We start from the raw sequence: 22174 nt of genomic DNA, 5'->3' as shown, positions 1-22174 counted from the left end.
TCAGCCCTCCCGCGCAGCGACGATGAGCGCAACCGCCCCGGTGGCGACCTGGGCGGCCAGCGAGGGCCCGGTGCCTACGGGTACCGCCACGTCCACGACGACCATCCCGGTGGCCGGGGCCGGCGGCCCGACGGCCACGACCCTGGCCGCCACCGTGGCGGGGACCAGATCCTCCTCCACCCGCCCCCCGTCCGCGGCCGCCGGCCCGGGCGTCGACACGATCAGGACCTCCTGCCCGGGCGAGAGCGGACTGGCCGGCAGCTGCGACGGCTTGAGGGCCACCCCCACCAGCTGCTCGCCCGCCTCCACCAGGGACTCGGCAGTAACCTGCGACGGCGACAACAGCCCGCCGGCCGTAAGGCCGACAGCAGCCCGCTGCCCGACCACCCGGGCCTTCTGCGAGGCCGGGACGGCCTTGACTGCGGGGTCCAGCGCCAGCGACGCCACCGCCAGGTCGCCGCCCGTAATGGCAGCGCCCACCGGCACGTCCCTGGCCACCACCAGGACGGCCGTCCGCTCACCGGACGCGGTGAACAGCAGCGCGCCCGACAGGCCTCCCGCACAGATCAGCGCGACCGACACGGCGATCAAGCCGGGTCGCCGACGGCGCTGCCGCAACACCCGGGGTGCAGCCGCGGGCGCCGTGGCGGAAGCCCCGGGCCACGGAGCGGCCGCCGAACCCGGCCCCGGCGAGATCGTAGTGCCCACGTGCGACGCCTCCCGAAACGAAGTGAATCCGTACGCCAACCGGCCCCCACACGACTGCAGTTCACGGACGAATCCCGACGTGACGCACACCTCCACCGCGCCACCACAATCATCCGCAACAGAGCGCTGCCCCTGCGCCCACCGCTGCCCCGATTACGCCGTGAGACAGGGCAGAACGGGACGCACGAGCGGAAGAGGGTCCCTCACGGCGCCCTCCCCAACTGCTCGCCGGGCAGGCAGCCCCCACCCTCCAGCTCCGCATGAAATCGCGTTTGCAACCAAATTGATCTGCGGTGGATCGTAGTCGGAACCACGCGGCATGAACGTGCAGATCCTTCCGAGACCCCGTGGATGCGAGGCTTGTTTTACTGCATAACGAGTCCACAGTCTGTTCGAGTGGACGTAGTTTGTGATCTCTCAACTCGATGTAGCACCAGGTGAATGGCCTCTTCTGGCTGTCCTGGAGGTCGCTGGCGGAGGTGGTGAAGCTCTTGTACTTTGGCTCGTTTTTGCTCCAGTAATGCCCTGTATGCGCTACCGAAGGTGCGGGTTGTCGTACATCTGATCCCTTGTGAGATGTTCGCTATTCGCTTGCGGGCAAGAGATGCAACTAGGTGCCGCCGTGACTTGAGCGGCGACCGGGCGGCCTCAAGGCCCGGCAAGGGGCGGAACTGCGCCCCATGGCACGGCCGTCAGACGGGACCGCGAACGACCCGGGACCTTGCGCCTGAACTCGCCTTCACCGGTGGAGCCCCCGCGCTGACGGCCCCCGACACCACCCGTACGAACCGGGACTCCTCATCGCCCCGCCTTCGGCTGTGACGGGCCGGTGGGGCCGTCCCTGAGAGGGGTCCGGCGCCGATGGCATCAGCCACGGGCGGCCGCAGCCCGACCTGGGCTGTACCGTGGCAGCCATGGACGGGGCTTTTCCCCAGGCTCCAACAGTTCGCCGGAAGGCAGTCCAGCGAGTGCACCGAAATCAACTGAATGAAAACGGCAGCCTCGGCTGACAAACCTGCAGCTCAGGAAGTGTCGACCCCGCGCCCGCGGGGATGCTCCCTCCCGGGCGAGGGTGACCGCTTCTTCGACTGGGTCGACCCCGCGCCCGCGGGGATGCTCCGCGGCCTTCCGGGGCCTGGCAGTCGTCAGCCGCGTCGACCCCGCGCCCGCGGGGATGCTCCGGCGCGGGCGGACGCTCCCCGGATGCAGGAGCTGTCGACCCCGCGCCCGCGGGGATGCTCCGCCGCGTACACCTCCTCCTCGCCGGCCACCGGCCGTCGACCCCGCGCCCGCGGGGATGCTCCGGTGACTGAGGCTCAGTGGGAGTCTGCTACTCCGTCGACCCCGCGCCCGCGGGGATGCTCCGGGGTCCGGCAAGGGCACCGTGTCGGCCGCGGTGTCGACCCCGCGCCCGCGGGGATGCTCCGGCGGAGGCCGCGAAGGCGGCGGCGGTCGCGGAGTCGACCCCGCGCCCGCGGGGATGCTCCGTCGCGGCGGCTGGTTGCCAAATCTCTGGAATGGTCGACCCCGCGCCCGCGGGGATGCTCCGGGGGCGGCGCGCCTGTTGGAGGAGGGCGAGTAGTCGACCCCGCGCCCGCGGGGATGCTCCGGGGGCGGCGCGCCTGTTGGAGGAGGGCGAGTAGTCGACCCCGCGCCCGCGGGGATGCTCCTACTACCTGGCGAAGCCGATCGATATTTCGGAGGTCGACCCCGCGCCCGCGGGGATGCTCCGGCCGACCGCTCAGGCCTGGCTCGCGGGCCGCGGTCGACCCCGCGCCCGCGGGGATGCTCCGGCGGTCGCGGCGCTGTTTCTGGTTGGCGATCCGTCGACCCCGCGCCCGCGGGGATGCTCCGGGAAAATCTTCGTCCACCGCAGGTCAGAGGGGGTCGACCCCGCGCCCGCGGGGATGCTCCGTCGTCTCCCATGTCGGGGGTCTCGATCGACTGGTCGACCCCGCGCCCGCGGGGATGCTCCGCTGGTCGCGAGCATGAGGCTCGCCCGCCGGCAGTCGACCCCGCGCCCGCGGGGATGCTCCCGGAGGGGACACCACGGATGTCCCCCTCCTCGAGTCGACCCCGCGCCCGCGGGGATGCTCCGGCGGACGCCGGAGCGACGCAGTCCGGCGGCAAGTCGACCCCGCGCCCGCGGGGATGCTCCTGCCTCCTGGTACCAGAGCTCCTCGGCGATCAGGTCGACCCCGCGCCCGCGGGGATGCTCCGCCGTGGAGGCGCAGGCCTTGGCTGGCGAAGTGGTCGACCCCGCGCCCGCGGGGATGCTCCGCCGCGCAAGCCAGTCGCCGCCCGCCCCGCGGGGTCGACCCCGCGCCCGCGGGGATGCTCCGATCAACGCGATCCGGCGTGTCCCCGGGGCGACGTCGACCCCGCGCCCGCGGGGATGCTCCTCGCGGGCCGATCCAGACAGGATGTGACCCGGAGTCGACCCCGCGCCCGCGGGGATGCTCCGGAGCTGGAAAAGTGGATCTTCCCGACCTTCGGGTCGACCCCGCGCCCGCGGGGATACTCCGACGAAGCTGCAGGCCGGCGCCGAGCTGGACCTGTCGACCCCGCGCCCGCGGGGATGCTCCGGTACATCAATGGGAGCGCCAAGGTACATCCTTGTCGACCCCGCGCCCGCGGGGATGCTCCGCCGAGTACGCAGCCGCCGTGTACCGCGACCTGGTCGACCCCGCGCCCGCGGGGATGCTCCGAACGAGGACCGCGTGAAGGAGATCGCGCGCCTGTCGACCCCGCGCCCGCGGGGATGCTCCGCCGACGTCGCCCTCGCCGTCCACGTCGGTGCGGTCGACCCCGCGCCCACGGGGATGCTCCGGCGAGGGACGACCTCGTTGAGTGCCGCACCATGTCGACCCCGCGCCCGCGGGGATGCTCCGCCACCAACTACCGGTGCACCGCCTGCCCCTACGTCGACCCCGTGCCCGCGGGGATGCTCCGGAACAGGCCCTTCAGCTGCTACGGGTGTCGAAGTCGACCCCGCGCCCGCGGGGATGCTCCGGCGCCGTCGAGTATCGACCGGCACCTGGCCGGGTCGACCCCGCGCCCGCGGGGATGCTCCCCGTGCCCCAAGTAGTTCACCGCTCGGTGCGTAGAGCGGTGAGCCGGTCCTTGTACAGAGTCCCGCGAATTCGGTAGCCGTGTGTTCGGTCGGCGCGTTCACCTCCAGGAACCGGTGCGCCCTTGCCTTCCTACCGCCGCCCTCAGCTGCGCGGCCCGGCACGAGGGCGGGTCGAGCGGGATGTCGTACCCCGCGATGGCCGCGGAGATCCGAGGCAAGGCGGCGTGGACCCGGTGGTGTGTGCCTGCGTACGAGGGGTCGAGACGGGAGGCGTCCACACCGAGGGCGGACGCCAGCGCCTCCAGCACTACCGGGGAGGGCGTACGGACGCCCCGTTCGATGCCCTTCACCATCGGGAGGGATACGTGGGACTCGCGGGCCAGATCGGCCTGCGTCATGCGTCGGCTCCGGCGCCGCGCGGCGATGCGCTGCCCGATGTGCTCGGCCATCCGCGCACCGTACCGCGCCGCGAACCCTCCGGTGGGGCCTACGACTTCACGATGCCGACGAGGTCGTGCAGCGAATCGATCGACCAGTCCGCAGCCGCACGCACGGCCGGATCGTCGGCCCACCAGAACCCCCACGGCCCGCGACGTAGATGTGCGGTCCGCAGACCGGCGGCCGAGGCCGGGAGCACATCGTTCTGCGGGTGGTCACCGACGTACAGGGTCGCCGCGGGGGCCGAGCCGGACACCTCCAACACCCGGGTGAAGAAAGCACGATCAGGCTTCGCAACCCCCCATTCTCCGGACGTGCACACCAGGTCGGCGGGCAGATCGAGCGCGCGCAAGAGCTTGCCCGCCTTGGGGGATTGATTGCCCGCGACGACCACCCGGGCTCCGGCTGCTCGTACCGCTGCGAGGGCGGGCCGCACGTCGTCGTACAGGTCGGACTCATCCAGCTGCTCGCCACCGCCGGCCGCTTCTCGGGCCGCATACTCCGCACCCACGTCGATCCCGGGGCGGAGCAGTCGGAGCGCGTCGGCGTTGTCGCGGCCGTCGACGACGACAGCGCCCACGAGCGCGGACAGGGTATGCCGCGGCACACCGAGCCAGTCGGCCCAAGCCGCCCAGTAGCGGTCATCGCGGGTCAGGGTCTCGCCTACGTCCAGCACCACGGTACGGATCACTTGCACAGAGTAGAGTCACGGACACGCGAAGCCGCCCCCTCCCGCCCGAAGGGCGCGGTGGGCGGGGTTCTGGAATCCGACCTTGCGCCCGCGGGGATGACATCGCCGTTTGTGGCTGGTCGGGTTCGTTGCCGAAGTAGTCGCCCAGGACGTGCTGCTGGTCAGGCGGATGCGCGGGCGTCGTTCGGGCCCGGGGGCGAGCCCAACGAACCCGGTGAGCGTCGGCCGAATCCGTGGGCGGCCTGGACGGGATCGGTGAGGTCAACCGGTACCGCGCTCGCGAGGATGCTCCGCGGACCGCCGATCTGGCGGTGACGCTGGGTGGGAAGCCGTGTGCAGTTGCGTCTGACCCTGGGCCATTTCGCTCCGCTGGGGCCTGTACCTTGTCCGGCATGGACGCGTTTCCCGCCAGCCTCCAACAGTCAACTTGCCGGTTGCCTGTTCAAGGAGCGGGGCGAATGCAACTGAATGAAATCGGCCTGATCCTCTGGCAAAGTGCCAGCTCAACAAGTGTCGAACCCGCGCCCGCGGGGATGCTCCGCAGGCGCTCCCCTGAAGGTTCGCGCGGACGTCGTCGAACCCGCGCCCGCGGGGATGCTCCCGGAAGTTCCGGCGCGTCCATTGTCGGATTCGAGTCGAACCCGCGCCCGCGGGGATGCTCCGAGCTGTCCGTGGGCACCCGCTACACATTCCTGGTCGAACCCGCGCCCGCGGGGATGCTCCGTCCGGCCGGCCGGTGTCGAGCCCGTGCAGCCGGTCGAACCCGCGCCCGCGGGGATGCTCCGGAGGCGCCGCTCCCCTGGTGCACGCACTTCCGGTCGAACCCGCGCCCGCGGGGATGCTCCGGGTCCATGGCGCTGGGTGCGCTTTTCGTCGCCGTCGAACCCGCGCCCGCGGGGATGCTCCGCGAATCTCCCTGAACTGCTTCCGGGGCGTGCCGTCGAACCCGCGCCCGCGGGGATGCTCCGCGCTGCCAGGAACTGGTCGGCGGTGAGTGGGGGTCGAACCCGCGCCCGCGGGGATGCTCCGGCCAAGCGCCGCCAGAAGAGCGCCTACCTCTGGTCGAACCCGCGCCCGCGGGGATGCTCCGCAGTCGGCGGCCGAGCAGGCCGCGGAGATTGCGTCGAACCCGCGCCCGCGGGGATGCTCCGTGCCGTTCGGGGAGCTGGCGAACCGGCCTCGCGTCGAACCCGCGCCCGCGGGGATGCTCCGCCCGGCGGGGGGTGCGCGGTGTTCGCGGGCGGGTCGAACCCGCGCCCGCGGGGATGCTCCGGCCCGGGGCCGTCCGGCCCCGGGCCGACCTCTGTCGAACCCGCGCCCGCGGGGATGCTCCGGCCGGGAGGACGAAGTTGTTGCCGGGCATCCAGTCGAACCCGCGCCCGCGGGGATGCTCCTCGGAACTCACGCGCGCGCACGGCTGTGACGACGTCGAACCCGCGCCCGCGGGGATGCTCCGCACACCGGCAACGAGGCGACGGCCAGCCTGATGTCGAACCCGCGCCCGCGGGGATGCTCCGCAGAGAGGTGAGGACGGCGGCTGCCGTGTCGCGTCGAACCCGCGCCCGCGGGGATGCTCCGCGCTGGCCCAGCCCCCGAACCGAGCCGCACGGGTCGAACCCGCGCCCGCGGGGATGCTCCGGGGAAGGGGCTGATCCCGGTGGGGGCGGGCCTGTCGAACCCGCGCCCGCGGGGATGCTCCGACGTGCAGCTCGGCCAGGGCCCCCGCCATCAGGTCGAACCCGCGCCCGCGGGGATGCTCCGGCGCGGCAGCAGGTTCTGCCGTGCCTGCCCGGGTCGAACCCGCGCCCGCGGGGATGCTCCGTACTCCGGCCGGTACGGGTGGGCGGAGATCGAGTCGAACCCGCGCCCGCGGGTATGCTCCGCGGAACCACTTTCCGGCCCCGGTGAACCCGCCGTCGAACCCGCGCCCGCGGGGATGCTCCGAGGATGGCGCGCTGGAGGCGTCCCGTGGCTGAGTCGAACCCGCGCCCGCGGGGATGCTCCGACGAGGGAGGTGTCGGACACGGCAGGTCACCTGTCGAACCCGCGCCCGCGGGGATGCTCCGCGCTAGCACGCCCGCCGAAATTCTGCAAAAGGGTCGAACCCGCGCCCGCGGGGATGCTCCGGAGCCACGCCCATGCCGCTCGGCGACAGCTACGTCGAACCCGCGCCCGCGGGGATGCTCCGACGTCGAAGCGGCCGAAGTCGGCGTCCAGCATGTCGAACCCGCGCCCGTGGGGATGCTCCATGAACCGATCTGCGCTCAGTGGTGCGGACATGGTCGAACCCGCGCCCGCGGGGATGCTCCGTGGGGCGGCTTCTCCTTCTCGGACGACCCGCGGTCGAACCCGCGCCCGCGGGGATGCTCCGCTGCCGAACTCGGTCCAGGGCCCGTCGAGGCTGTCGAACCCGCGCCCGCGGGGATGCTCCGCTAGGACAGCGACCGCCACGGGGACTACCCCGGTCGAACCCGCGCCCGCGGGGATGCTCCGCTAGGACAGCGACCGCCACGGGGACTACCCCGGTCGAACCCGCGCCCGCGGGGATGCTCCAAACGAGTCGTACGGAGAGCGGCCGCCGGCCCCGTCGACCCCGCGCCCGCGGGGATGCTCCGGGCTGCGACCAGCCCTTTCGCGGCGCGACCCGGTCGACCCCGCGCCCGCGGGGATGCTCCGTCCCGAGGCCTGATCGGCTCCTACACCCACGTGTCGAACCTGCGCCCGCGGGGATGCTCCGACCGAGCTCGAGCAGGTCGGCGTGCCGGAGCTGTCGAACCCGCGCCCGCGGGGATGCTCCGTTGGCCGTACGGCGTGCCGAACGGCGTCGGCCAGTCGAACCCGCGCCCACGGGGATGCTCCGGGCCCCTGAGGAAGGGCCGACCAGTCAGTAACGTCGAACCCGCGCCCGTGGGGATGCTCCGTGTCCCGCGGATTCGAGGATCAGGCCGACGTTGTCGACCCCGTGCCCGCGGGGATGCTCCGTACGGCTACGCGTCCACCCTGTCCACGGAGTTGTCGACCCCGCACCCGCGGGGATGCTTCGGCTGCATCACGTTCCGGGCGGACGAGCGAGGGTGCTTCTGCCTTTTCGCAGCTCGGGCGGGCTGTCAGTGGGGCCCCCTAGTGTGTGAGCCCCTGGATGGTTGGCGGTTGGAGGCCTGGTGGATTTACAGGAGCTGGGCGGGCGGCACGAGCCTGCTGTCGTCGGGGCTTTGGCGGTGCTGTGGGGGAAGTCACGGGAGCGGGCGGGGGGTACGACGAGCCTGCTGATGGCGCATCTCCTGGATACCGCTGCCGTTGCCGAGCGGCTGTGGGACGACTTTCTTGCCCCGTCGACGCGGTCGGCGCTGGATGAGGTCGCCGGGGGGCCGGGGCGCGGCCGGAGGCTGTTCGTCTGGTTGTGCGGGGTTCACGACTGGGGGAAGGCGACGCCGGTGCACCAGCGTCTGTGGCCCGAGGGTGCCGAGGCGGTGCGGCGGTCGGGGTTGACGTGGGTCGAGTCGGCGGCTGTGGCGGGGCAGAGGAGCAAACGGCGTTGGCGTCATGACTGGGCCGGCGGGCTGGTGGCACGTGAGCTGTTGACCGCGGCGGGGTGGGGTCCGGGGCAGGTGGACTGGGTGTGGCCGTTGGTGGCGGGGCACCACGGCGCCTTTCCGTCGTTGAAGGATGTGCAGGAGCCGGGTTCTGCGAAGGGGCAGTTGAGGGGCCGGGGGGTCTGGCGCCGGGTGCAGGAGGCGGTGGTGGACGTCTTCACCCGGGAGCTCGGGTTCGGGGGCCTGGGTGAGGTCGAGCCGGCGGTGGTCCCGTCGAGGGCGCTGCAGTTGCAGTTGAGCGGTCTGGTGGTGATGGCCGACTGGATTGCGAGCGACGAGCGCCACTTCCAGGGGGTCGATGATCTGGAGCAGGTGGGTCTGGGCGCGTCGCGTGAGCGGGCGGCCGCGGCATGGGCTGCGCTGGGTCTTCAGCGCGGCTGGGGGTCTTTGGCGCTGCCGGGGCCTGAGGCGTTCGTGGACCGGTTCGGTTACGCTCCGCGGCTGTCGCAGGCCATGGTGGTCGGGGCTGCGCGCCGGATGGGTGGTCCGGGGCTGATGGTGGTCGAGGCCCCGATGGGGGAGGGGAAGACGGAGGCGGCGCACGCGGCGGCCGAGGTGCTGGCTGCGCGGTTCGGGGCGGACGGTGTCTTCGTGGGGATGCCGACCCAGGCGACCAGCGATCCGATGTTCACGCGGACGCGGCGGTGGCTGGGGGCCGTTGATGCCGGTCTCGCCTCGCGGGTGGTGCTGCTGCACGGCAAGCGGGCGTTCAACAGCGAGTGGAAGGACCTCCTGGCCGGCGCGGGCGCGTCTGCGGACGAGGCGTTCCGGGGAGTCGACGAGTACGGGATGGACGACGACCCCTACGGCGTCGGGCACGCCGGATGCGGTGGGCAGGAGCGGCTCGCGCCCGCGGAGTGGTTCCTGGGGCCGAAGCGGGGGCTGCTGGCCCCGTTCGTCGTCGGTACGGTCGACCAGCTGCTGTATGCGGCGACGCGCACGCGGCACGTGATGCTGCGGATGGCCGGGCTGGCGGGCAAGGTCGTCGTGCTGGACGAGGTCCATGCGTGCGACGTGTACATGAGCCAGTTTTTGGGGGAGGCGCTGCGGTGGCTGGGGCAGGCCGGTGTGCCGGTGGTGGCGCTCTCGGCGACGTTGGCGCCGGCGCAGCGGCAGGCCCTGTTCGAGGCGTACCTGGCGGGGGCCGCCTCGCGTGAGGAGCTGAAGGTGGGTGTTCCCGCGCCCGGGGGGTATCCGAGTGTGACGGCCGCCTGGCTGGACGGTGGCGGGGAGCCGCAGTTCCTTGCCGATGCGGTGGGCAGCTGGCGCGCTGACCTCCCGGTGGCGGTCGGTGTGCTGCCGGAGTCGCTGCCCGGTGCGGGCTTTACGCGTGAGGAGCGGCTGCGGCTGCAGGCGGAGGCGGACGCCGCTGTGGGGGACCTGTTGGAGGGGGAGCTCGCCGACGGGGGGACCGCGCTGGTCATCCGGAACTCGGTGGCGCGGGCGCAGAGCCTGTACGAGGAGCTGTGCGGCCGGTTCGGCGGGGACGAGGTGCGGCTGCTGCACGCCCGTTTCACGGTGGCCCGGCGCGCGGACCTGACGCAGGAGTGCCTGCACCTGCTGGGGCCGCGGACGCCGAGGCCGCGGGGCGGGAGGCTGATCCTGGTTGCGACGCAGTTGGCGGAGCAGTCCTTCGATGTCGATGCCGACCTGCTGGTCACCGACCTGGCCCCCGTCGACCTCCTGCTGCAGCGCATCGGGCGGCTGCACCGGCATGACGGGATCTGGCGGCCGGAACGGCTGCGGACGCCCAGGGTGTTCGTCACCGGTTTCGAGCCGCGCCCGGGCCGTGAGCCGGCGTTCGGCTACGCCAGCGAAATGATCTACGGGCGCCACCTGCTGCTGCGTACGGCTGCCGTCCTGCCGGGGGAGGGCGGGGGCTGGTCGGTCCCGGGGGACGTGCCGCGGCTCGTGGAGACCGTCTACGGGCAGGACCCTGCGCTTGTCCCGGATGCGTGGGGGGAGGCGGCTGGGGCGGCCCGGCAGGTGCAGGAGCAGGCGGACCACGAGCGTGCCGCGGTGGCCGCCGGCTTCCTGCTGACGGGTCCGGGCGAGCACGAGCGGCGGTCCCTGGCGGGCCTGCACTACGCGGGGTCGGGGGGCAGCGGGGAGGATGCGCTGCGGGCGGCGGTGCGCGACGGGGACGAGTCCGTGGAGGTCGTACTCGTGGTGCGCCGGGAGGGCGAGGGGGTGTTCCGGACCCTGGCCGGGCGGGCCCTGAGCGTCAACGGGGATGTGGCGCCGGAGGTGCTGGAGGAGGTGGTGGGCTCGACGGTGCGGCTGCCTCCCCGGCTGACGCAGTCGGCTGTGGACCTGAAGCCGCTGCCGGGCTGGCTCGGGCACCCCTGGCTGCGGCGCAGCCGGGCCCTGGTGCTGGACGGCTCGGGCCGGGCCCGCATCGGGGACTTCGCCGTGTCCTACGACGAGGAGTTCGGCCTGCGGCAGCTGTAGGGGGGCGCGGTGCGGGCCCGGTTGTCCGTCGGGGGAGGTCTGTTCGGGGGTGGTGGGCCGCCGGGCGGTGCCCGGCGGCCCGTACCCCGCAGGGCGCGGGGACTACGTGAGCCCCTGGCTGTGATGCAAACAGAAGAGGGGACCATCCCCGTCGGCGCGTACGGCTTGGTGCAGGCCGGCGGGGTCAACTGCGGGATTGTCGCACCTGGTTGTGGAGAAAGCACCCGTGCACCCCAACCCCGCTGCTAGCTTAAACACAAGAGATTCCCTCAAGGGGTACTGATGACGCATGGCTTCTCCCTGACCGATGATCCCTGGCTGCTCTTACCCTCGGCCATAGGCGGTCCGGCACGGCAACACTCTCTGCGGACGGCGCTCCTCGAGGCGCACGGGTTCGGCGACCTGGTGGTGGAGATCCCCACCCAGCGGGCCGCCGTCCTGCGGCAGGCGATGCTCCCGGTCGTCGTCGCCGCACTGGGCCGCCCGGCCGACGAACGTGAGTGGATGACCTGGCACTCCGCGGGCCGCTGGTCGCCGCAGCAGCGCCGGAGACTCGAGGACTACCTCGACGAGCACCAGCACCTGTTCGACCTGTTCGATCCGGTGCATCCCTTCGGTCAGGTCGCCGGGCTGTCCACCGCGAAGGGCGAGACGAAGAACGCCGCCCTGATCGTGGCCACCTCCGCCACCGGGAACAACGTGCCCCTCTTCGCCTCCCGCACGGAGGGCGACACCTGCTCGCTGACTGCGGCGCAGGCGGCGCACTGGCTGCTGCACACCCAGTGCTGGGACACCGCAGCCATCAAGACCGGTGCGGCGGGCGACCCGCAGGCGAAGGCGGGCAAGACCACCGGCAATCCGACGGGCCCGCTGGGGCAGTTGGGCGTGACGCTCCTCGCCGGCCGGACCCTGTTCGAGACGCTGCTGCTGAACATCCCCGTCGGCGCCCCGCCGACCTCGACCGACCTGCCCCAGTGGGACAGGCGCGACCCCGCAGCCCCCCGGCCGGCCGGCAGCCCCCAGTGGCAGACCCGCGCCCCCGAAGGCCTCCTCGACCTGTGGACCTGGCAGTCCCGAAGGATCCGCCTCTTCCCCGAGGCCACCGACGAGGGTCTGCGGGTCACCCGGGTCCTGGTCGCCGCCGGGGACCGGATGCCCCACACCCCCGAGACCGAGCCGCACACCATGTGGCGCCTCGAGCCGACCGGCACCCGCACCTCCCCCAAAACCAAGGCGAAAGCCGGTGCCGTCGCCGCGCTGCCGCGCCGCCCGCTGCGCCTCCAGCCGGGGAAGGCCGCCTGGCGGGGCCTGGACGCACTCCTGGCACCCGAACGGCAATCCCGCGAGGCAGGGGAGAAGACCAGCGGGTTCGCCACCAGCCGGATCCTCGACCAGGCCGGAGGCCTCGCCGTCGAACTCGGCGGGACGTACCCGCTGCGGGTGGAGCTCTCCGGCATCGCCTACGGCAACCAGTCGGCCGTCATCGACGACGTCATGTTCGACGCCCTGCCCCTGCCGCTGGCCGCACTCGACGCCGACAGCGACGTCCGCGCCGCCCTCCTCGAAGTCGCCGCACAGGCCGAACAACTGGCCACGGCCGTCAACCACCTCTCCGCCGACCTGCGGCGCGCCCTGGGCGCCGACCCGATCCCCTGGGACAAGGGCCAGCGCCCCGGCGAACTCGTCCTGCACGCCCTCGACCCGCTGGTGCGGCGCCTGCTGTCCGGGATGAGGGACGTGGACGACCTCGAACGCATCGAAGCCGGCCAGCTCGCCTGGGAACAACTGGCCTGGTCACGCACCGCGGACATCTCCGACCGGCTCCTGCAGGCCGTACCCGTCGGCGCGTTCGCCGGCAGAACCACCTCCCAGGGCGAAGGCAAGCCGGAACACACCCACCGCGCCTCGTCCGCCGAAGCGTCCTTCCGCAGGCGCCGCGCGGAGATCCTCCACCGCGCCGACGCCCACCGGCGCGCCCAGGCCGCCACCGCTGCCGGCGACGGCCCGGCCTCCGGCAGCGCGGCCCCCGGCCACCCGTAGTCGGCACCGCCACAGCCCGTACGGCCCCGGCACCCCGCGGGGCCGTGCAACAGGCCGCGCGGATCCGCTCCGCCCACTCTCCCCCGGCCGCCGGGCCCGCAGGCGTACCCTGCGGCACCCACCGGCACCCGCCCGTACGCATCCGTCCCACGGCACCGCAGTCTCACCACGTCTGGATACGGTCATGACCGAAGAACAACGCCCCAAGCAGAGGATCTGGCACCTCTACATCGGCGCCGACGGCACCTGGAGGCGCAAGGACGGGACCGCCGCCCAGCGGCGCCCGCCCGGCGAGGACCTCGCCGTCCTGCGCAAGGGACTGAGCCGTCCCGCCGGCACCGTGCTGGAGATGTTCCCCTTCTACACCTGCGAGGTCGACGACTTCGCCGCCCGCCGCGGCGAGGTCTCCGCCGCCCAGGAGGCCGAACACATCGCGCTCGCCCTCTACGGGCTGCACCAGCAGAGCCAGGAGGCGCCGATGCACCGCGACGGCATCAGCCTCGGCCGCGCCGTACGCGCCCTGCGCCACCACGACCGCACCAGCGACGAAGCCGTCGACCGGCGCTTCCAGCAGACCTTCTCCGCCACCTCCACGGCCGCCCTCCAACTGCGCCTGCGCGGCCTGGTCACCCAGCTGAGGGACATCAGGCAGCCCCTCGACTACAACGCCCTGGCCGCCGACATCCTCCGCTGGAACCGCCCGGACTCCCGCAACCGCGTACGCCGCCGCTGGGGCCTGGACTACCACGTCTGGACCCAGAAGCCCCCGACGGACCCGCCGACCGGCACCTGACCCACCCACCCGCCGCGAACCGACGGGTACGGCACCCCCTCCCTGCCCGCACGCGCCCCGGCCGCCCGCCGCCCGCGCACACACGCCTTCACACGACCTGGAGCCACCCGATGAACCAGCGCCTCTACATCGACGTACACGTCATCCAGACCGTCCCGCCGGCCAACCTCAACCGCGACGACCAGGGCAACCCCAAGGAAGCCGTCTACGGAGGCGTCCGCCGCTCCCGCGTCTCCTCCCAGGCCTGGAAGCGGGCCACCCGCCGCCACTTCGACGAGCACACCCCCGAGCCCCAGCGCGCCACCCGCACCCGGCGCCTCACCGCCGAACTCACCACCCGCATCACCGCCGCCACCGGCCTCGACGACCGCGCCGCGGCCGAACGGATCGCCGCCGCCCTCCTCGACCAGCTCGGCATCAGCCAGGGCAAGAAGGCCGGCGACACCGCCTACCTCCTCTTCTACGGCAACGCCCAACTCGACGCCGTCGCCGCCCTCGTCACCGACAGCGCCGCCGACCTCGCCGCCCTCGACGACAAGCCCCTGGCCGAGGCGGTCAAGGACCTCCCCGTCGCCGACGCCTTCGCCACCGGCCACCCCGTCGGCGTCGCCCTCTTCGGCCGCATGGTCGCCGACATCCCCAAGCTCAACGTCGACGCCGCCGTCCAGGTCGCCCACGCCCTGTCCACCCACGAAACCCAGCTCGAATTCGACTACTTCACCGCCGTAGACGACCAGAACGAGCGCGACGAGACCGGCGCCGGAATGATCGGCACCATCGGCTTCAACTCCGCCACCCTCTACCGCTACGCCACCGTCGGCTTCCCCCAGCTCACCGACAACCTCGGCGGCGACACCGAAGCCGCCCTCGACGCCCTCGACCGGTTCGTCGACAGCTTCGCCCGCTCCGCACCCACCGGCTACGAGAACTCCTTCGCCCACCGCACCCGCCCCAGCCTCGTCGCCGTCGTCGTCCGCACCGACCAACCGGTCAACCTCGTCTCCGCCTTCGAGGAACCCGTCGCCTCCGAAGCCGGCATCCAGGCCCACTCCGCCCGCCGCCTCGCCAAGGAACACCTCCAGGCCACCGCCGTCTGGGGCGACACCCCCCTCTACCACGCCGCCGCCCACACCTTCCCCGCCGACGAGCCCCGCACCAAGGACACCGCCGAAGCCCTCACCCAGGCCTTCGGCGACCCCGTCACCTTCAACGACCTGCGCACCACCCTGCGCGCCCGCATCACCAGCGCCCTGGAGACCCAGGCGTGAGCACCCCCGACCCGCGCTCCGTCCTCCTGCTCCGCCTCGCCGGCCCCATGCAGTCCTGGGGCGACCGCAGCGCCTTCAACCGGCGCGAGACCCGGCCCGAACCCACCAAGTCCGGCATCGTCGGCCTCCTCGCCGCCGCCGCCGGCCGCCCCCGCCACGCCCCCGTCGACGACCTCGCCGGACTCGCCCTGGGCATCCGCATCGACCAGCCCGGCAGCATCCTGCGCGACTACCACACCGTCGGCGACTACCGCGGCCGGCCCCTCCTGTCCGCCGCCGTCACCGCCAAAGGCCAGCAGAAACCCACCTCACCCGCCAAACACACCCACATCACCCAGCGCTTCTACCTCCAGGACGCCGTCTTCCTCGCCGCCCTCGAAGGCCCCGAAGGCCTCATCGACACCCTCGCCCACGCCGTCACCCACCCCGCCTTCCCCCTCGCCCTGGGCCGCCGCTCCTGCCCGCCCGCCCAACCCCTCTACCTCGGCCGCCGCACCGCCCCCCTCGAAGACGCACTCCGCGACGAACCCTGGCAGGCCACCGAGACCGTACGCACCCGCTGGGGCCGCAACCACCACAACGCAGCGCGCATCGACCTGCCCGCCACCCTCGACGACCCCACCGGAGACGACGTCCGCGACGACGTCCCCCTCTCCTTCGCCCCCCACAACCGCACCTACACCACCCGCCGCACCCGCCACACCTACCTCCAGGCCCCCACCGGCCTCACACCCGACCCCGCACCCCCCGGCCACCCCACCGGCGGCCACGACCCCTTCGCCCTCCTGGGCTGGTGACCCGCATGCCCTACCTCTCCCGCATCCGCATCAACCCCCTGCGCGCCGAAAGCCGACGCCTCCTCGCCAGCCCCCGCGCCCTGCACGCCGCCGTCCAAGGCGGCCTCCCCGCCACCCCCGACCAGGCACGCACCCTCTGGCGCCTCGACCCCGACAACCCCCACCGCCCCCACCTCTTCGTCCTCACCACCGACAAACCCGACTGGACCCACCTCGTCGAAACCGCCGGCTGGCCCGGCGCCGAAGGCGAGCACTACGCCGTACGCGACTACACCCCCCTCCTCCAGCAGCTCGCCACCGGCCGCAGCTTCGCCTTCCGCCTCACCGCCAACCCCGTCCAGAACACCACCACCCCCACCAAGCCCACCGAACGCCAGCAGCAGCGCATCGACGCCGGCGGCCGCCGACGCGGATTCCGCCTCGGCCACCGCACCGCCACCGCCCAACTCGACTGGTTCCTCAAACGAACCGACCGCTGGGGCTTCGACATCCCCACCGCCCCCCACCTCGACGACACCCGCACCACTGACGGACACCCCCCGCGCGACCTCCGCATCACCACCCGCCGGCGCCACACCTTCGACAAGGGCCCTACCACCAAGGAAGCCCGCGTCGTCATGAGCGCCGTCACCTTCGAAGGACACCTCCGCGTCACCGACCCCGCCCTCCTCACCCACCACCTCCTGTCCGGCATCGGCCCCTCCAAGGCCTACGGATGCGGACTCCTCACCCTCGCCCCCATCCCCGAAAGGCCGTGACACCCCGTGCCCGACATCTGGTGGAAGGCCGACCCCCAGGACCTCCACCGCCTCGTCGACCGCGTCTCCAGCGTCTACGTCGAACGCAGCCACCTCGACCGCGACGAGAACGCCGTCGTCATCATCAACAAGCACCAGACCGTCCGCGTCCCCGCCGCCATGGTCGCCGTCATGCTCCTGGGCCCCGGAACCCGCGTCACCCACGGCGCCGTCCGCCTGCTCGCCGACTCCGGCACCACCGTGTGCTGGGTCGGCGAGCAGGGCGTCCGCATGTACGCAGCCGGCCTCGGCCCCAGCCGCGGCGCCGGCCTCCTCCACCGCCAGGCCTGGCTCGTCACACGCCCCAAGGAACGCCTCGCCGTCGCCCGCACCATGTACGGCATGCGCTTCCCCGGCGAAGACGTCACCGGCCTCACCATGCAACAGCTCCGCGGCCGCGAAGGCACCCGCGTCCGCAAGATCTACCGCGCCCACGCCGCCCGCACCGGCGTCACCTGGAACGGCCGCGACTACAAACCCGGCGACGCCTTCGCCGCAGGCGACGACCTCAACCGCCTCCTGTCCGCTGCCCACGCCGCCCTGTACGGCATCTGCCACGCCGTCATCACCGGCCTCGGCGCCAGCCCCGGCCTCGGCTTCGTCCACACCGGCAAAGCCACCTCATTCGTCCTCGACATCGCCGACCTCTACAAAGCCGAATACACCATCCCCCTCGCCTTCGACCTCGCAGCCCAGGGCCTCACCGAGGAACGCGACGCCCGCCTCGGCCTGCGCGACCTCGTCGCCCGCCACAAACTCCTCGGCCGCATCGTCAACGACGTCAAGAACCTCCTCACCCCCGAAGGCACCGACGCCGACGACCACGAAGCAAACCTCCTGTGGGACGAACACCTCGGCACCGTCCCCGGCGGCACCAACTACGCCGCCCACGCCGACCTCTCGCCCCACGGCATGACTGACAACCACATCGCGGTCATCGGCCCCGACCCCGACGAGCCCGACCCCACACCATGACCGTCATCATCCTCATCGCCGCCCCCGAAGGCCTCCGGGGACACCTCACCCGCTGGATGGTCGAAGCCAGCGCCGGCGTCTTCGTCGGCAACCCCAGCCGCCGCATCCGCGACCGCCTCTGGGAACTCCTCGCCACCCGAATCGGCGACGGCCAGGCCATCCTCATCGAACCCGCCCCCAACGAACAGGGCTGGGCTGTCCGCACCGCAGGCCGCAACCGCTGGCAACCCGTCGACTTCGACGGCCTCATCCTCTCCGCCCGCCCCAAAACCCAACTAAACGAAAACAGCCCCACGCCCCGATAGAACCCCAGCTCAGGAAGTGTCGACCCCGCGCCCGCGGGGATGCTCCGCCGGGATTGTCCTCCCCCGTACCGCGGCTGCACGTCGACCCCGCGCCCGCGGGGATGCTCCGGAGACCCGGAACTACGTCAAGGTCATCACGCGGTCGACCCCGCGCCCGCGGGGATGCTCCGTGATGGCGACCCCCACGACTGGGCGCGGGCCCGTCGACCCCGCGCCCGCGGGGATGCTCCGGGAGCACCCTGGCCCCAAAAGTGATGTGTGTGGTCGACCCCGCGCCCGCGGGGATGCTCCTTGTGCGGGGGCTGGATATCCCGCCGGGAAAACGTCGACCCCGCGCCCGCGGGGATGCTCCCAGGACGACGGCGACGGTCACGGCGATCTCCCGGTCGACCCCGCGCCCGCGGGGATGCTCCGCCGTGCGCGTCGCCCTTGGACGGGTCGTCCCGGTCGACCCCGCGCCCGCGGGGATGCTCCGCACTTCGACGGCCACGACCGCGTGGTCATCGTGACGGACGTCGACCCCGCGCCCGCGGGGATGCTCCGGCCTGATTGGTGAGGCAGGCGTGCACAGGCCGGTCGACCCCGCGCCCGCGGGGATGCTCCGCTGACGAAGTCGATGCCGCCGTCTCGCAGGCCGTCGACCCCGCGCCCGCGGGGATGCTCCGGACGCGGCCGCCGTCTCCCGCGTCTCCCACCCGTCGACCCCGCGCCCGCGGGGATGCTCCGATGATCGTGTCGTCATCGTTTCCGGCGGTGGAGTCGACCCCGCGCCCGCGGGGATGCTCCCTGGCACGGGACCACGATCGACAGGGTCTTCAAGTGGACCCCGCGCCCGCGGGGATGCTCCGGTGCGCACCGTGTGAGTGCTCCGGGGCGAGGAGTGGACCCCGTGCCCGCGGGGATGCTCCGCAGTCGTGGCGAGATTGACGGCGGGTGCAGGGGTGGACCCCGCGCCCGCGGGGATGCTCCCGGCGAGCGCCACACGCTCCGCGTCGCCTGCCGGTGGACCCCGCGCCCGCGGGGATGCTCCGACCGGGGCGGCCGCGTTCTACGCGGCCCCGGCGTGGACCCCGCGCCCGCGGGGATGCTCCGTCGTACCGCAGCGCCCCGCCGGCGCGCTTCCCGTGGACCCCGCGCCCGCGGCGCCCGCGGGGATGCTCCGAGGACCGCGGTGTACAGCGGGTCCCGGCGGGGGTCGACCCCGCGCCCGCGGGGATGCTCCGTTCTCAGACGGGCTGTCCTCATTCTCGATCGGGTGGACCCCGCGCCCGCGGGGATGCTCCGTATGCCGCGCGCAGCTCCGGGCGGACGGACCAGTGGACCCCGCGCCCGCGGGGATGCTCCGAGGACACCTGCGGTGTGCAGGCGCCAGTCGGCGTCGACCCCGTGCCCGCGGGGATGCTCCGGGGGTGCCGACCACCATCCCTTCGGGGGTTGGGTCGACCCCGCGCCTGCGGGGATGCTCCGCGAGTGCAGTTCACCCTCGCGTACGGAGAGGCGTCGACCCCGCACCCCGCGGGGATGCGCCGGCGGTCTTCGGCGGCGGCACGATCACCGAGATGTGGACCCCGCGCCTGCGGGGATGCTCCGAGCTGGATGCCACGTCCAGATAGCGTACGGAAGTCGCGGCCAGACTCGCAGCGGGTGTGCCAGGTCTGTGCGGTGTGGGTGGTGTTTACACGCTGCAGGCCCCTCCTCTGGCGCGGGGTGGCCCAGGGACGGTCAGTGGAGTGCTGGGAGGCGGGTCCGTAGAGGGCGGTGGGCTGGCCGGTCATCAAGGCTTCAAGGCGCGGTTAGGTACGGGGTTCCTTCCTCGAAGGGGGCAGGCGGGCCCGGTTCAGGGGCGATAAACCGTGTGGAGGTGGCGCAGGGTGCGGTGCCCGCGTTCGGTGACCTCGGGGTCGCCGTGGCGGGTGCCGTAGGCGATTCCGGAGACGGCGTCGAAGGCGGCTTCGCAGTCGAGGCGGAGTTCCTCCTCGGAGGTGAGGGGCCTGCCGTAGCCGTCGAGGAATGCGTGGCGGAGGCTCGGCCGGCCGGTCCAGGTGTCGCTGAGCCGCACCATGTCCCGGGTTGCGGTGTTGTACTCGGAGCGCTCGAAGTCGAACAGGAGCGGTTGTCCGTCGTCTCCGATGAGGACGTTGCGGTACTGCAGGTCCCCGTGCGTGGGCACGAGCACGGGCTTCGGCAGTCCCGCGTAGGTCCGGGTGAGGGCGAGGACCAGGTCCTCGTCCCCGTCGGCCAGGTACGGGCGTGCGCCCTCCAGGTGGCGCGTGATCTTGTCGGCTGCGGTTGCGGCTTCGGCGTGCCGCCCGGGTGCGCTGCTGTGGAGGGTGCGGACGAGGCGGCCGAGAGCGTGCTGGATGCGTGCCTCGTCGGCTGTGCCGAGGGCCGTGCCGTGCAGGGGGCGCCCGGGCAGCGCGGTGACGACGACGGCCTGGGCCTCGGAGTCGGCCGCGACGAGACGCGGCGCCCGCGGTCCCAGCGCCGGCACGTACGACCGGTACGCGGCCACCTCCCTGCCGTGGAACTTCGCCCCGCGGTGCCGCTTCAGGTACCAGGTTCCGCCACCGGCCCCGGAGACCCTCCAGACCCGGCTGCCGGTGCGGACCCAGGAAACCTCCGAGACGTGTGCGATCCGGCCGACCGCCCCCTCGGCGAATACCCGCAGCCGGTACGGCAGTTCCACCTCGCCGACGGGCGGCCCGGCCAGGAGGCGGGTGCGGTCGGCGCCGTCAGGGCCGTACGCGACAGAGTCGCCCGGGTGTTGGAAGTGCACGGCGGCGGGCACGCCGGCGCGGTAGGCGTCCAGACCTGCCCGGCAGTACGCCACCATCGGATCGGGCAGGGCGCCCAGCGGGTACCAGTCCATGCCGGCGCACCGGTCCGGCTCCATGACCTGGGGCTGCCCGGACCAGTGGCGCACCTCGAAGAAGACCCCGAGGCGGGAGCGGGATCCGGTGGGCGGGTGGTGGTGGACGGTGACGGCTGCGGTGACGTCCTCCCTCTCGATGAGTACGCCTGTCTCTTCGCGGGCCTCCCTGATGACGGCTTCGACCATGTCCTCGCCGGGGTCGAGGTGCCCGGAGGGCAGGTGCCACAGCCCCGACGCGTACACCGGTCCGGCGCGGCGGGACAGCAGCACCTCGGGGCCGCCCCCGCCCTCGCGGCGCAGGATGAGGTGGACGTCGACCGGCAGCGTGTGCCGGGCCCCGCCGCTCACCGAGCCACCCCCGGGCGGCGGGCGAGCAGCACGGTGAACACGCCGTCCTCGTGCAGGACTCCGTCCTGCGCCGTATGCCGGAGGAGGAGGTCCTCGGCCTGTTCCTCGAATCCGGTGTGGTCGGTGAACAGGTCCGGCCGGGCGAAGCTCGTGGAGCGCAGGTAGCCCAGGACGCTGCGGGGCGTCCAGGCGCGGTGGAAGGGGATGTGGTGCTCGGCGATGTCGCTGAACGCGGAGTCGGCGAGGTCGTCCTCGTAGCTGCGTCCGGGCTCGCGGTAGGTGCCGGTGGTTCCGGCGCGGCGGTCCTCGCCGAGGTGGGACTGGATCAGGGCCCTGAGGGCGACGGTCCACTCGGCCCGGTGGGTCCACAGGCTGCCGTCCCCCATGATCGCGACGGGGGAGTGCGGAGCGGCGACCCGGTCGGCCATGGCCAGCACCGCGGGGCGGTCCATCCAGTGGAACGCCCGGCAGCAGGTGACCAGATCCGCCTGGTAGCCGGGTCGGGTGGGGGTGAACTCCTCGGCGGGGAGGGCGTGCACCGTGGCGGTGCGCTCGCCCAGGTGCGGTCGGAGCTCGTCGAGTGCGGTGCGGAGCATGCCCGGGTCCTGGTCCACGAGGTCCAGATGGGCGGCGGGAGGCAGGGTGGGGAGGAGGGACAGGGCGACCTGTCCGGTGCCGGAGCCGAGGTCCAGCACTGTGGGTGCCTGCGCGTCAGCCAGTTCTCGGGCCAGGAGCCGGACGGCCTGGTCGGGCAGCCGGGGGCGGTAGCGGGCGTAGGAGTGGTCCACTGAGTCGAACAGGGTCACGGGTCTCCGATCTCGTGGTGCGGGGGTCGTGGTCAGCTGCGGGTGTCGGGGACCTGGGGCAGCCAGGACACGGTGGTCTCGCGGAAGGACTGGTTGACGGGGACCAGGGCGGGCGGGTTGCTGAGCGCGGAGAGGGTGCCCGCGGTGCTGTCGGCCCCGTCGTCGAGGGCGCACGCCCGCTGCGCCGCACGTACGCCTGTGGCATCAGCACCTTGCGCC

At 73.0% G+C, this 22174-nt stretch carries 13 protein-coding genes and 4 CRISPR repeat arrays; of the genes, 8 read left to right on the top strand and 5 right to left on the bottom strand.

Annotated elements, in window-relative coordinates; translation table 11 throughout:
* The 3 genes from ACZ7JZ_RS33395 to ACZ7JZ_RS33385 form a co-directional block, all read right to left on the bottom strand.
* Positions 1-582, bottom strand: coding sequence for an SAF domain-containing protein (locus ACZ7JZ_RS33395; RefSeq protein WP_470946228.1), 582 nt, complete (start codon positions 580-582; stop codon positions 1-3).
* Between the two features lie 1157 nt (positions 583-1739).
* Positions 1740-3782: a CRISPR direct-repeat array (repeat unit 29 nt; unit sequence GTCGACCCCGCGCCCGCGGGGATGCTCCG).
* 97 nt (positions 3783-3879) lie between these two features.
* Positions 3880-4230 carry a helix-turn-helix domain-containing protein gene (locus ACZ7JZ_RS33390; protein ID WP_470946193.1) on the bottom strand — a complete coding sequence of 117 codons (351 nt, stop codon included), beginning with the start codon at positions 4228-4230 and terminating at the stop codon, positions 3880-3882.
* Between the two features lie 38 nt (positions 4231-4268).
* Complete coding sequence (locus ACZ7JZ_RS33385) at positions 4269-4910, bottom strand: HAD family hydrolase (protein WP_470946191.1); 642 nt, start codon at positions 4908-4910, stop codon at positions 4269-4271.
* 512 nt (positions 4911-5422) lie between these two features.
* Positions 5423-7953: a CRISPR direct-repeat array (repeat unit 29 nt; unit sequence GTCGACCCCGCGCCCGCGGGGATGCTCCG).
* 118 nt (positions 7954-8071) lie between these two features.
* Between ACZ7JZ_RS33385 and cas3 the strand changes: the two genes are divergently transcribed.
* The 8 genes from cas3 (at position 8072) to cas2e (ending at position 17929) form a co-directional block, all read left to right on the top strand.
* Positions 8072-10954, top strand: coding sequence for a CRISPR-associated helicase Cas3' (gene cas3, locus ACZ7JZ_RS33380; protein WP_470946189.1), 2883 nt, complete (start codon positions 8072-8074; stop codon positions 10952-10954).
* A gap of 282 nt (positions 10955-11236) precedes the next feature.
* Positions 11237-12994, top strand: a complete 1758-nt coding sequence (casA, locus tag ACZ7JZ_RS33375; protein WP_470946186.1) for a type I-E CRISPR-associated protein Cse1/CasA — start codon at positions 11237-11239, stop codon at positions 12992-12994.
* 184 nt (positions 12995-13178) lie between these two features.
* Positions 13179-13787 (top strand): type I-E CRISPR-associated protein Cse2/CasB, encoded by a 609-nt coding sequence (gene casB, locus ACZ7JZ_RS33370; protein ID WP_470946183.1) that lies wholly within the window; start codon positions 13179-13181, stop codon positions 13785-13787.
* 110 nt (positions 13788-13897) lie between these two features.
* Positions 13898-15055 carry a type I-E CRISPR-associated protein Cas7/Cse4/CasC gene (cas7e, locus tag ACZ7JZ_RS33365; RefSeq protein ID WP_470946181.1) on the top strand — a complete coding sequence of 386 codons (1158 nt, stop codon included), beginning with the start codon at positions 13898-13900 and terminating at the stop codon, positions 15053-15055.
* On the top strand, positions 15052-15852 hold the full coding sequence (gene cas5e / locus ACZ7JZ_RS33360) for a type I-E CRISPR-associated protein Cas5/CasD (RefSeq protein ID WP_470946178.1): 801 nt from the start codon (positions 15052-15054) through the stop codon (positions 15850-15852). Before cas7e ends, cas5e begins: the two co-directional genes overlap by 4 nt.
* 5 nt (positions 15853-15857) lie before the next feature.
* On the top strand, positions 15858-16610 hold the full coding sequence (gene cas6e / locus ACZ7JZ_RS33355) for a type I-E CRISPR-associated protein Cas6/Cse3/CasE (RefSeq protein ID WP_470946226.1): 753 nt from the start codon (positions 15858-15860) through the stop codon (positions 16608-16610).
* 6 nt (positions 16611-16616) lie between these two features.
* Complete coding sequence (gene cas1e, locus ACZ7JZ_RS33350) at positions 16617-17624, top strand: type I-E CRISPR-associated endonuclease Cas1e (protein WP_470946176.1); 1008 nt, start codon at positions 16617-16619, stop codon at positions 17622-17624.
* Entirely contained in the window at positions 17621-17929 is a 309-nt protein-coding gene (gene cas2e / locus ACZ7JZ_RS33345; RefSeq protein WP_470946173.1) for a type I-E CRISPR-associated endoribonuclease Cas2e, read from the top strand. Before cas1e ends, cas2e begins: the two co-directional genes overlap by 4 nt.
* An 18-nt stretch (positions 17930-17947) precedes the next feature.
* Positions 17948-19021: a CRISPR direct-repeat array (repeat unit 29 nt; unit sequence GTCGACCCCGCGCCCGCGGGGATGCTCCG).
* Between the two features lie 101 nt (positions 19022-19122).
* Positions 19123-19396: a CRISPR direct-repeat array (repeat unit 29 nt; unit sequence GTCGACCCCGCGCCCGCGGGGATGCTCCG).
* A 370-nt stretch (positions 19397-19766) separates the two neighbouring features.
* Here the strand turns inward: cas2e and ACZ7JZ_RS33340 are convergent.
* Positions 19767-21149: a phosphotransferase gene (locus ACZ7JZ_RS33340; RefSeq protein ID WP_470946171.1), complete on the bottom strand. Its 1383-nt coding sequence runs from the start codon at positions 21147-21149 to the stop codon at positions 19767-19769.
* Positions 21146-21955 carry a class I SAM-dependent methyltransferase gene (locus tag ACZ7JZ_RS33335; RefSeq protein ID WP_470946168.1) on the bottom strand — a complete coding sequence of 270 codons (810 nt, stop codon included), beginning with the start codon at positions 21953-21955 and terminating at the stop codon, positions 21146-21148. The genes ACZ7JZ_RS33340 and ACZ7JZ_RS33335 overlap by 4 nt, the downstream gene beginning before the upstream one ends.
* Between the last annotated feature and the right edge of the window lie 219 nt (positions 21956-22174).

The organism is Streptomyces sp. NPDC038213, from assembly GCF_055600495.1.
The sequence above is the reverse complement of the archived record's forward strand: the minus strand, read 5'-3'. Positions and strand labels throughout refer to the sequence as shown.

Coding starts and splice junctions, on each gene's coding strand:
- ACZ7JZ_RS33390 (WP_470946193.1), bottom strand. CDS start 4,230: ATGGCCGAGCACATCGGGCAGCGCATCGCCGCGCGGCGCCGGAGCCGA.
- casA (WP_470946186.1), top strand. CDS start 11,237: ATGACGCATGGCTTCTCCCTGACCGATGATCCCTGGCTGCTCTTACCC.
- casB (WP_470946183.1), top strand. CDS start 13,179: ATGACCGAAGAACAACGCCCCAAGCAGAGGATCTGGCACCTCTACATC.
- cas7e (WP_470946181.1), top strand. CDS start 13,898: ATGAACCAGCGCCTCTACATCGACGTACACGTCATCCAGACCGTCCCG.
- cas6e (WP_470946226.1), top strand. CDS start 15,858: ATGCCCTACCTCTCCCGCATCCGCATCAACCCCCTGCGCGCCGAAAGC.
- cas2e (WP_470946173.1), top strand. CDS start 17,621: ATGACCGTCATCATCCTCATCGCCGCCCCCGAAGGCCTCCGGGGACAC.